Origin of the sequence: Phenylobacterium sp., from assembly GCF_031412415.1 — a bacterium.
Taxonomy (GTDB): domain Bacteria; phylum Pseudomonadota; class Alphaproteobacteria; order Caulobacterales; family Caulobacteraceae; genus Phenylobacterium.
In genome coordinates, this window is sequence record NZ_JANOCX010000213.1 from 1 (window position 1) to 10,257 (window position 10,257).

At 70.0% G+C, this 10,257-nt stretch carries 14 protein-coding genes; 9 read left to right on the plus strand and 5 right to left on the minus strand.

Features of this window, described 5'->3' with window-relative positions; translation table 11 throughout:
* Together RMO04_RS10440 and RMO04_RS10445 are read left to right on the plus strand one after the other, a co-directional pair.
* Positions 1 to 108, plus strand: a 108-nt coding sequence (locus RMO04_RS10440) for a winged helix-turn-helix domain-containing protein (protein WP_309644733.1), incomplete at its 5' end; no start/stop codon positions are given.
* Positions 108 to 1,457, plus strand: a complete 1,350-nt coding sequence (locus tag RMO04_RS10445) for an ATP-binding protein (protein WP_309644720.1) — start codon at positions 108 to 110, stop codon at positions 1,455 to 1,457. The genes RMO04_RS10440 and RMO04_RS10445, both read left to right, overlap by 1 nt.
* Before the next feature lies 1 nt (position 1,458).
* On the opposite strand, the gene RMO04_RS10450 is transcribed toward RMO04_RS10445, so the two are convergent.
* On the minus strand, positions 1,459 to 1,989 hold the full coding sequence (locus RMO04_RS10450; RefSeq protein ID WP_309644721.1) for a hypothetical protein: 531 nt from the start codon (positions 1,987 to 1,989) through the stop codon (positions 1,459 to 1,461).
* A gap of 103 nt (positions 1,990 to 2,092) precedes the next feature.
* Here RMO04_RS10450 and RMO04_RS10455 point away from each other — a divergent pair, with 103 nt between their 5' ends.
* Together RMO04_RS10455 and RMO04_RS10460 are read left to right on the plus strand one after the other, a co-directional pair.
* Positions 2,093 to 2,242 (plus strand): hypothetical protein, encoded by a 150-nt coding sequence (locus RMO04_RS10455; protein WP_309644722.1) that lies wholly within the window; start codon positions 2,093 to 2,095, stop codon positions 2,240 to 2,242.
* Between the two features lie 67 nt (positions 2,243 to 2,309).
* Positions 2,310 to 2,735: a DUF2147 domain-containing protein gene (locus RMO04_RS10460; RefSeq protein ID WP_309644723.1), complete on the plus strand. Its 426-nt coding sequence runs from the start codon at positions 2,310 to 2,312 to the stop codon at positions 2,733 to 2,735.
* Positions 2,736 to 2,739: 4 nt separating this feature from the next.
* Here RMO04_RS10460 and proC read toward each other — a convergent pair whose 3' ends face one another.
* From proC to RMO04_RS10475, 3 genes are all read right to left on the minus strand, one after another.
* On the minus strand, positions 2,740 to 3,528 hold the full coding sequence (gene proC / locus RMO04_RS10465) for a pyrroline-5-carboxylate reductase (protein ID WP_309644724.1): 789 nt from the start codon (positions 3,526 to 3,528) through the stop codon (positions 2,740 to 2,742).
* A 10-nt stretch (positions 3,529 to 3,538) separates the two neighbouring features.
* Positions 3,539 to 4,042, minus strand: coding sequence for a YbjN domain-containing protein (locus RMO04_RS10470; protein WP_309644725.1), 504 nt, complete (start codon positions 4,040 to 4,042; stop codon positions 3,539 to 3,541).
* A gap of 146 nt (positions 4,043 to 4,188) precedes the next feature.
* A complete protein-coding gene (locus RMO04_RS10475; RefSeq protein ID WP_309644726.1) occupies positions 4,189 to 4,440 on the minus strand; it encodes an accessory factor UbiK family protein in 252 nt (83 codons plus the stop codon).
* 82 nt (positions 4,441 to 4,522) lie between these two features.
* Here RMO04_RS10475 and lgt point away from each other — a divergent pair, with 82 nt between their 5' ends.
* Genes lgt through pgeF form a run of 3 tightly spaced genes read left to right on the plus strand, consistent with a single transcriptional unit; the run spans position 4,523 to position 7,202 of the window.
* Positions 4,523 to 5,389: a prolipoprotein diacylglyceryl transferase gene (gene lgt, locus RMO04_RS10480; protein WP_309644727.1), complete on the plus strand. Its 867-nt coding sequence runs from the start codon at positions 4,523 to 4,525 to the stop codon at positions 5,387 to 5,389.
* A complete protein-coding gene (locus tag RMO04_RS10485) occupies positions 5,386 to 6,438 on the plus strand; it encodes a class I SAM-dependent methyltransferase (RefSeq protein WP_309644728.1) in 1,053 nt (350 codons plus the stop codon). The genes lgt and RMO04_RS10485 overlap by 4 nt, the downstream gene beginning before the upstream one ends.
* Positions 6,435 to 7,202, plus strand: a complete 768-nt coding sequence (pgeF, locus tag RMO04_RS10490; protein WP_309644729.1) for a peptidoglycan editing factor PgeF — start codon at positions 6,435 to 6,437, stop codon at positions 7,200 to 7,202. Before RMO04_RS10485 ends, pgeF begins: the two co-directional genes overlap by 4 nt.
* Here pgeF and RMO04_RS10495 read toward each other — a convergent pair.
* Entirely contained in the window at positions 7,199 to 8,278 is a 1,080-nt protein-coding gene (locus RMO04_RS10495; RefSeq protein WP_309644730.1) for an ionic transporter y4hA, read from the minus strand. The genes pgeF and RMO04_RS10495 overlap by 4 nt on opposite strands.
* A gap of 130 nt (positions 8,279 to 8,408) precedes the next feature.
* On the opposite strand from RMO04_RS10495, the gene RMO04_RS10500 reads away from it, so the two are divergent.
* Both RMO04_RS10500 and RMO04_RS10505 read left to right on the plus strand, forming a co-directional pair.
* The gene (locus tag RMO04_RS10500) at positions 8,409 to 9,344 is read left to right on the plus strand and encodes a ribose-phosphate pyrophosphokinase (RefSeq protein WP_309644731.1); all 936 of its coding nucleotides are present in this window, start codon (positions 8,409 to 8,411) and stop codon (positions 9,342 to 9,344) included.
* Positions 9,345 to 9,460: 116 nt separating this feature from the next.
* Positions 9,461 to 10,257, plus strand: a 797-nt coding sequence (locus RMO04_RS10505) for a hypothetical protein (RefSeq protein WP_309644732.1), incomplete at its 3' end; no start/stop codon positions are given.

Below are 10,257 nucleotides of genomic sequence, written 5' to 3' on the forward strand. Positions count from 1 at the left end.
GTGGACGTTCAGGTCACCCGACTGCGCCGCAAGATCGAGACCGATCCCAAGACCCCGCGCTACCTGCAGACCGTCCGCGGCGTGGGCTACCTGCTGGCGCCGGATTGATGAAGCTCCGGCTGTTCGCCCCGCGCCGCGTCCAGCGGCTGATCAAGCGCAGCCTGCCGACCACCCTGTTCGGCCGCTCCCTGCTGATCATCGTCCTGCCGGTGGCGCTCATGCAGGTGGCGGTGACCTGGATCTTCTTCGACGCCCACTGGCAGACGGTGACCAGCCGGTTGTCGGACGGCCTGGCCGGCGATGTGGCCTGGGCGGTGGAGAGCTACCAGGACGACCCCAGCCCCGAGGCGATGGAACGCCTCTCGGACCGCGCCGAAAAGTCCCTAAGCCTCTCCCTGGTCCTGCAGCCGGGCCGCGACCTGCCGGTGGGCCGCCGCGCCAACCCCTTCGCCGTGGTCGACCGTTCGCTGGAGCGGGCCCTGGCCCAGCGGCTGGACGCGCCCTTCTGGTTCGATACGACCCGCTATCCGGCCTATGTGGACATCCGGGTGCAGGTGAACGAGGGGGTCATCCGCATCCTGGCGCCCCGCGACCGCGCGTTCGCCACCCAGGGCCACATCTTCGTGCTGTGGATGACGGTGGCGACCCTCCTGCTCACCGCGATCGCCATCCTGTTCATCCGCAACCAGACCCGCTCCATCGAGCGCCTGGCCTCGGCGGCCGAGGATTTCGGCAAGGGCGTCGACGCCCCGGCCTTCAAGCCGCATGGCGCGCGCGAGGTGCGCCAGGCCGCCCACGCCTTCCTGGCCATGAAGTCGCGCATCCAGCGCCACATCGACCAGCGCACCGCGCTGCTGGCCAGCGTCAGCCACGACCTGCGCACCCCCCTCACCCGGCTGAAGCTGGAACTGGCCCTGGCCGAACCCAGTCCGCGCAACGCCGCCATGAAGGGCGACCTGGCGGAAATGGAGCATATGATCGACGAGTACCTCGCCTTCGCCCGGGGCGAGGGCGGCGAGGCCATGGAGACCGTGCGGCTGAAGGGCCTGATCGACGAGGTCAGCGAGGGCGCCCTGCGCGCCGGCGCCGAGGTGCTGGTGGCCGCCGATCCGGAACTGACCGCCAGCGTGCGGCCCAATGCGCTGAAACGCGCGCTCTCGAACCTGGTGATGAACGCCGCCGTCCACGGCGAGCATATCGAGGTCTCCGCCGCCCGGCGCTCGGCGGGCGGGGTGGAGATCACCGTCGACGACGATGGCCCCGGCATCCCCGAGGACCGCTACGAGGACGCCTTCAAGGCCTTCAACCGCCTGGACGACGCCCGCAACCAGAACGACAAGGGCGTGGGCCTGGGCCTGGCCATCGCCCGCGACGTGGCGCGGGGCCACGGCGGCGACGTCACCCTGGACCGCTCCCCCATGGGCGGCCTGCGCGCGGTCGTGCGACTGCCCGGCTAAGTCACCGCAGCGGTCGCATCTGGCTCATGGGCGTATAGTCGAAGATCCGCTTGGCCGGGATCCACGCCAATGGCCGGTCGCAGGACTTGATCTGCGAGAACGGAACACTGGCGGCGTTTCTCTGGCCGCAGGCGAGCCCCGCCACCGACATCAGAACGACGGAGCGTCCCGCCTTGGTCTCGATAGTGGCGCCGTAGACGGTATCCCCGAACGCCTTGGTCGCCAGCCCGCCCGGCCCGCTGGCGAAGATGGCGACATAGGCGCCGCTCTGGCCCGCGCCCATGGCCGACGCCGCGCCGTCGCAACGATAGGCGTCGTGGCTGACCACATGATCGGGCAGCCCGTCGCCGGTCAGGTCGGCCGACTTCACCAGGTCCGGCGAGGATCCGGGCGAGCCGCCATAGCTGCGGCACTCCTTGTTCAGCTCGGCGACATAGGCGTTCACCGCCGCGGGCAGGCGCGGCCGGGCGGGTTGGGCCTGCGCCTGGGCGGCGCAGGCAAGCACGAGGGCGGAGGCGAGGATCGCGCGCATGGTGGGTTCCTTAGGCAGGGGTCAGTTGGGCGAAGGTGGCCGCCGGAACGGCTTCGAGTTGCGATCGGATGGCGGCCGCGTCCGAACCGTTGATGCCGACGCGATGAAGGTCCACCAGATCGCCTTCGCCAAGCAAGGCCCGCAATCGTTCTTCGCCATCGCCTCCCTGGCCGACGGCGCCTTCTCCAAGCCGAACGCCGAGCCCTATCCGGTCCGCAAGCTCGCGGCCTTGCGGCGGCGGTCCTGCGCCTGATATCGGCGTTCATCGACAGTTCACGGCGCTCAGGCACAGCTACGCCAAACCTCGGGGAGAGATTCGCATGAAGCTTGGTCATCTGTTCGCGGGCCTCGCGCTCGCCGCCGTCGCCGGCGCCGCTCAGGCCGCCGATCCGGTCGAGGGCCAATGGGCCACCCAGGGCGGTGGGGCCAAGGTCAAGGTTAGCCCCTGCGCCTCCGACAAGGCCAAGATGTGCGGCGTCATCACCTGGGTGAAGGCGCCGGCCGGCGCGACGCCCAAGGACACCAACAATCCCGACGCCGCCCTGCGCGCCCGTCCCCTCGTGGGCCTGGCCCTGATCCGAGATTTCAAGGGTTCGGGCGGCAAGTGGACCGGCGGCAAGATCTATGACCCGTCCAGCGGCAAGACCTACGCCTCGAAAATGAGCGCCAATCCCGACGGCTCGCTGAAGGTCGAAGGCTGCATCGCCATGATCTGCCAGGCCCAGACCTGGAAGCGCGCGAGCTAGGCGCCTACGCCCCCAACTCCCTTGACCGGCGCGTGGCCGCGGCCACGGCGTCGCGCAGCAGCGGGGCGAGGCCGCCTTCGGCCATCAGGACATCGAGCGCGGCCTGGGTGGTGCCGCCAGGCGAGGTGACCTGGCGGCGCAGTTCTGAGGGCTCCTCGCCGCCCCGCGCCATCAGCGCCGCGGCGCCGGCGATGGTCGCCCGCGCCAGACGCGCGGCGTCGGCGAGCGGCAGTCCAGCCTGGACGCCGGCGGCCTCCAGGGCCTCGACGAAGGCGTAGAGATAGGCCGGCGCGGAGCCCGACACTCCGGTCGCGGCGTGCAGCAGTTCTTCGTCGGCCAGGTCCACCACCGCGCCCACCGGCGCGAATAGGGCATGCGCGCGCGCGCGGGCCGGGGCGCCGGCCGCATAGATGCTGGCCACGCCCTGGCCGATGGCGACGGCGGTGGTCGGCATGACGCGGGCGACGGCTCGGCCGCCGAAGGCCTGGGAGATGTCTTGCGCCCGCACCCCGGCCGCCACCGAGACGATCACCGCGTCGGGGGCCAGATGCGGCGCCACGGCCTGCGCGACCTCGCGCCAACTCTGGGGCTTCACGGCCAGCAGCACGGTCGCGGCCTCCACCAGGACCGAGTCGGGCGGATTGAGCCGTGCGCCGGTCAGGGCCTGGATCGCGTCGCTGGGATGGGGTTCGCGCAGGATCAGGTCGGCGGCCTGGTACGCGCCGGCCAGGCGCCACCCTTCGATCAACGCCCCGCCCATGCGGCCCGCGCCCAGCAGCAGGATCGGCGTCATGGTCGCGCCTCTAGGCCTCGCCGACCGTCTCGAACATGCAGGCGGCGATGGCGTCAGCCGGGGACTTGGCGCCCTTCACCAGGAAGTCGAAGGCCGGGAAGAAGCGGTCGGCCGCCTCCATCGCCACATCGATCATGGCCGCGGCCTGGGCCAGGCTGGGACGCTCGCCGGTCATCAAAGACATGGCGTGGCGGAAGATGATCTCGCCGTCGTCCCAGACCTCGAAGTGGCCCAGCCAGACGCGTTGGTTGACCGTGGAGACCAGCTCGAACGCCGCGGGGCGCTGTTCCGTCGTGACCTGCTGGTCGACAGACAGGCAGAGCTGCAGGCAGTCGGCCTCGGGCCGCCAGGCGAACCACAGCTCGTAGTCCTTCCAGTCGCCGGCCAGGGTGAAAGCCAGATCGCCGTCTTCGGTGCGATCGAACTGCAGGTTTTCGGCCGTCAGGACGTGCTCGACCACGTCCAAGGGATCGAGGGCGATCAGGACGTCTTCGTCAGACAGAGGCGTGTCCATAGAACCGGCGGTCCTTTCGCGTGGAGCGTCGGGGCCCCGCGGGCCCCCGAATCGCCTGCGATCTCGAAACTAGTCTGGTTCGCGAACCTTGCGTCACCGGCTTCTTGCGCCGCGCGAGCCACATTCGCGTGTTTGCGTAGGCTTGATCAGGCCTGGTCCTTCTTCGCCGGCTTCTTGGCGGTGGGCGCCTTCAGCGAGGCGACCTCGGCGCGCAGGGCGGCGATCTCGGCCTTGAGGGCTTCGAACTCGTCGCGACGGATCAAGTCGAGTTCGGCGGCGAAACGGTCGGCCTGGGCACGGAACGCGGCGCGGGCTTCCTCGCCGGCGGTCTGGGCCAGGCCCATGGCGGCGTTGGTCAGCTTGGCGAATTCGTCCAGGAAGGGGTTCTGGGTCTGCATAAGCTCTATATGGCGCGCCGGGGGATGAAAGCGAAGGGGTTCTCGTCTAAACCCGCTTTGCGACGCCCTGGAGACCCGAGCCGTGCCTTTCCCGGACTTCAATCCCATCCTCTTCCAGATTGGGCCCTTCGCCATTCGCTGGTACGCCCTGGCCTATGTAGCGGGCATCCTGCTGGGGTGGCGCTATGTCGCATACCTCATGAAGCGCCAGGAGCTTTGGGCGCCTCGCGCCGCGCCGGCCACCGGGCCCCAGGTCGACGACCTTGTCGTCTGGCTGACGCTCGGCATCATCGTCGGCGGACGGCTGGGCCACGTGTTCTTCTACACGCCGTCGCTGATCTGGGAGGACCCGCTGCAGATCCCCCAGACCTGGAACGGCGGGATGAGTTTCCACGGCGGGGCGATCGGGGTGCTGGTCGCGGTGATCGGGTTCTCGCGGCTCAACAAGATCGACATGCTGCGCCTGTGGGACGCGGTCTGCGCGGCCACCCCGTTCGGCCTGTTCTTCGGACGCGTGGCCAACTTCATCAACGGCGAGCTGTGGGGCCGGCCCACCGACGTCCCCTGGGCGGTGGTCTTCCCCAATGGCGGCATCCTCGCCCGCCACCCCAGCCAGCTCTACGAGGCGGCGCTGGAAGGGGTCGCGCTGTTTCTGATCCTGCTCTGGGCCACCCATGGGGCCAAGCTGCTGCGCCGCCGCGGCGTGGTGGCCGGCATCTTCATGCTGGCCTACGCGGTGTTCCGCATGGCCCTGGAGAATGTCCGCGAGCCGGACGCCTACCTACCGGAGTTCCCGCTCGGCCTGACCATGGGGATGATGCTCAGCCTTCCCATGGCTGTGCTGGGCGCCTGGCTGATCTGGCGCGGCATGCGCGAGCCCATCCCTGACTCCGTCCCGGAGCAGGCCCCGGCGACACCCGCCGCCGGCGAGCCCGCCAGGTCGCGGTGAGCCTGCGCGACCGCCTCGCGGCCCAGATCCGCGCCGGCGGCCCGATGACCGTGGCCCAGTACATGGCCGCCTGCCTGCACGATCCCCAGGACGGCTACTACGCCACGCGTCCAGCGCTGGGCGCTCGCGGCGATTTCATCACCGCCCCGCTGGTCAGCCAGATGTTCGGCGAACTGATAGGCCTTTGGACCATCGAGGCCTGGGAGCGGCTGGGCCGGCCAGATCCCGTTCGGCTGGTGGAGATCGGCCCCGGCGACGGTTCGCTGATGAGCGACCTGCTGCGCGCCGCGCGCCTGTCCCCCGCCTTCCTGGCCGCCGCCGATGTCTGGCTCGTTGAGGTGTCGCAGCCCCTCCGCCAGGCGCAGCGCCAAGTCCTCGGCGACAGTGTGTCCTGGGCCTCCTCCCTGGCCGATGTGCCGGCCGAAGCGCCCCTGCTGCTGGTCGCCAACGAGTTGCTGGACTGCCTGCCCGCCCGCCAGTTCGTGCGCGCCAAGCGCGGCTGGGCCGAGCGCATGGTGGGCCTCGACGAGGCGGGGGCGTTGGCCTTCGGCCTCAATCGCCTTCCCCTGGACCGCGACGCACCGGTCGGCGCGATCCTGGAGCAGTCCTCGGCTCAGGAGTCGCTCGGCGCGGAACTCGGCGAGCGTGTCGCCCGCGACGGAGGGGCGGCCCTGTTGATCGACTACGGCCGCGCGACGCCGGGCTTCGGCGACACCCTTCAGGCCCTGCGCGCCCACCGGAAGGAGAGTCCCCTGGCTTCGCCCGGCGAGGCCGACTTGACGGTCCACGCTGACTTCCCCGCGGTCCTGGCCGCCGCCCACGCCCAGGACGCGGAAACCGCACACATCCTGACCCAGGGCGAGCTGCTGGTGCGGCTGGGCATCGGATCCCGCGCCGAGGCGCTCGCCCACGCCCGCCCCGACAAGGCCCAAGAGATCGAGCGGCAGCTGGAGCGCCTGGTCTCGCCCGACCAGATGGGCGAGTTGTTCAAGGCCGCCTGCATCCATTCGCGGGGCTTCACCGCTCCGGGGTTCGAGGTCCTGACATGAGCCTGGTTCCCGTCATCACCTCCCCGTTGCTGGAGCTTGAGGGGATCCGCCACGGCTTCTTCACGCGCCAGGGCGGGGTCTCGACCGGCCTCTACGAGAGCCTCAACGTGGGGCGCGGCTCGGCCGACGCCCCCGCCGACGTGGTCGAGAACCGCCGCCGCGCCGCCGCCCATTTCGACGCTCCTGAGACGGCTCTGAGCACCTGCTACCAAGTCCATTCCGCTGTCGCCCTCGTCGCCGATTCGCCCTGGGGCGACGCCCGGCCCGAGGCCGACGGCGTGGTCACGGCCAGGACCGGAATCGTCTGCGGCGCCCTGGCCGCCGACTGCGCGCCCATCCTCCTCGCCGACCCCGACGCCCGGATCGTGGCCGCCGCCCACGCGGGCTGGAAAGGCGCGCTGACGGGGATCGCCGAGGCGACGGTGGCCCGGATGCGGGACCTGGGCGCGACACGGATCGTCGCCGTGGTCGGACCCTGCATCGGCCCGGCCTCCTATGAGGTGGGCCTGGAGTTCCTCGAGCGCTTCATCGCCGCCGACCCGGCCAACGCCGCGTTCTTCGCAGCGGGCGAGAGCGCCGAGAAGGCGATGTTCGACCTGCCTGGTTTCGTGCTTCACCGCCTGCGGACCGCGGGCGTGGAGACCTGCGAATGGGTCGGGCGCGACACCTGCGCGGAGGAGGATCTGTTCTTCTCCAACCGCCGGGCCTTCAAGCGCGGCGAGCCGGACTTCGGCCGACTGCTGTCGGCGATCACCCTGGTCTAGGGCACCACCGTCGTGAACAGGTAGACCGCGAAGATCACCAGGTGGACCACCCCCTGGAGGACCGTCGTGCGCCCCACGCCCAGCGACAGGGTGGTGACGATCAGGGTCAGCATCAGCAGCACGGTCGACTTGGCGTCCAGGCCGAGCGACAGCGGCCAGCCCATATGGAGCGACACCGCCGCCACCACGGGAATGGTCAGGCCGATGGACGCCAGGGCCGAGCCCAGGGCCAGGTTCAGGCTGGTCTGCAATCTGTTGGCGCGGGCCGCGCGCACCGCCGCCAGGCTCTCGGGCGCCAGGACCAGCGCCGCGATGATCACGCCCACAACGGCCTTGGGCGCCCCGGCGTTTGCGACCGCGGCCTCCAGGGTCGGGGCCAGGCTCTTGGCCAGCAGCACCACCGCCCCCAGCGAGACCACCAGCAGCCCCAGGCTGACCCAAGCCGCCATGACGCTTGGCGGCGCTGCGTGGGCCTCCTCGTCATGCGCCAGGGCGCCGGAGGGCAGGAAATAATCCCGGTGCCGCACAGTCTGGATCAGGACATAGACCCCGTAGAGCACCAGGGAGACCAGGCCCACGAAGGCGAGCTGGCTGCCGGAATAGGCCGGCCCCGGCGCCGTCGTCGTATAGTTCGGCAGCACCAAGGTGAGCACCGCCAAGGCCGCCAGCGTGGCCAAGCCCGCGCTGACCCCGGCCTGGCCGAATCGCTGCTCCAGGTGGCGCGCCGCGCCCAGCAGCAGGCACAGGCCAACCAGGCCGTTCAGGATGATCATGATGGCCGCGAACACCGTGTCCCGGGCCAGACCCGAGGCCTCGGGGCCGCCCGACAGCATCAACGAGACGATCAGGGCGACCTCGATCACAGTCACCGCCACGGCAAGGACCAGGGTGCCGTAGGGCTCGCCGATCTTGTGCGCCACCACTTCGGCGTGGTGAACCGCGGCCAGGACGCAGGCGATCAGCCCCCCGGCCAACACCACGTTCATCGCCCCACCCGAACCGGCGCCCAGCAGCAAGAGCCATCCCAGCGGCGGGGCAAGCCATGTCCAGGCCGAGAGCAGCGTCTTTAGAGGCATGACACACCCTAGACGAGCCGTTCCGGCGGCGCGACCCGCGATACCATACCGGGTGTGGCGCCAGGGCCCTTGCCCCCAAGTCTTGGCCTGCTACAAGCCCGCGCGACAGGCGCAATCCCTCGGGGGTCCGATGAAGCTGCTGGCCGGCAACTCCAACCGCACTCTCGCCGAGGCGGTGGCCTCGCACCTCGACCTCCCGCTGACCAAGGCCCAGGTCAAGCGCTTCGCCGACAACGAAGTCTGGGTGACCATCGACGAGAACGTGCGCGGCGAGGATGTCTTCGTCATCCAGTCGACCAGCTACCCCGCAAACGACAATCTCATGGAACTGCTGATCTGCATCGACGCGCTGAAACGCGCCTCGGCCAAGCGGATCACGGCGGTGATGCCCTATTTCGGCTATGCCCGGCAGGATCGGAAGACAGGGGGGCGTACCCCCATCTCGGCCAAGCTGGTCTCCAACCTGATCACCCGGGCCGGCGCCGACCGGGTGCTGACGATGGATCTGCACTCGGGCCAGATTCAGGGCTTCTTCGACATCCCCACCGACAATTTGCTCTCGGCGCCTCTGCTGGCGGCGGACATCAAGAATCATCACGCCAAGACCTCGGAACTGATGATCGTGTCGCCAGACGTCGGCGGCGTGGTCCGCGCCCTGGCCGTCGCCACCCGGCTGAACGCCGAACTGGCCATCGTCGACAAGCGCCGCTCGGGCCCCGGCAAGAGCGAGGTCGCCAACATCATCGGCGATGTCTCCGGGCGCCGCTGCATCCTGTTCGACGACATGATCGACGGCGGCGGAACGCTGACCAACGCGGCGCAAGCCCTCGTGGACGGCGGCGCGCTTGAGGTCTCGGCCTATGTCACCCACGGCGTCCTCTCGGGCGCGGCGGTCGAACGGGTGAATTCCTCGATCCTCAAGGAGTTGGTCATGACCGACTCCATCCAGCCCCCCGAGCGCGCCACCGACGGCGGCAAGATCCGCTACGTCAGCTGCGACAAGCTGATCGGCGAAGCCATCCGCCGGATCGCCAACGAAGAATCGGTCTCCAAGCTGTTCGACTGATCCCCGCCTTTCGCTTGCGGCCAAGCTTGGTTAAGCGCCGTTAACAACGTCAGGTCACATTCTCGCCCGCTCGGCCGTGGTATGTTGGCCTAACGATTGACTGGGGATGGCTCAGGATGACTTCCACTCTTCGCGTGGGCCTGATGGCCGCCGCCGTCTCCGTGCTGCTCGCCAGCTGCGGCGCTCAGCCCGCGCCGCCCCCGCCCCCGCCGCCGCCCGTGGCGGTCTCGGCCCTGCCGGCTTCTCTAATCGAGCGGGCCAGCGCCTATCGCTACTACGTGGACCGCGCCACGGCGATCTCGCCGGCCTTCACCGACGGCGCCGCCGTCGCCGAAGCGGTGCGCGTGGGCGTCTCCTATGAACCGCGCCAGCTCATGCAGGGCGCCACGGCCTACGGCGCCGTCGTGGCGCTGGGCGACCCAGCCTTCGTCGCCGGCGTGCGCAGCTACGGGACTACGGCGGAGTCCCGCCGCAACATCGCCTACGAGATCATGAAGGACCCGGCCTACGTCGTCGGCCTGACCGGCGCGAGCTCGGCCGCCGGCCTGGTGGTGGCCGCCCTGGCCGAGGACGGAAACAAGTTCTACGCCAACGGCAAGGCGGTGAAGCAGTCGGCCTACGACGTTCAGAAGCAGCCCTGGTCCAAGGCCGACGTGCCAAATCGCGACGTGCGGCTGCTGCAGGCCAAGTCGCTTTCAACGACTCCGGTGGTGGGCGACGTGGCCCAGACCGTGCGGCTCCAGCAGGCCGCGGCCGGCGCCCAGCCCTTGGCCGTGACCCCCATCCCCACCAACGCGCCCTATACGCCGACGGTGATCCGCAGCCTGGCGATCGCCGCCCTGGCGGTCCTGGGACACGCCAGCGACGCCAACATGGAGATCATCAACGCCATGATGGTGGAGCCCAACACCGG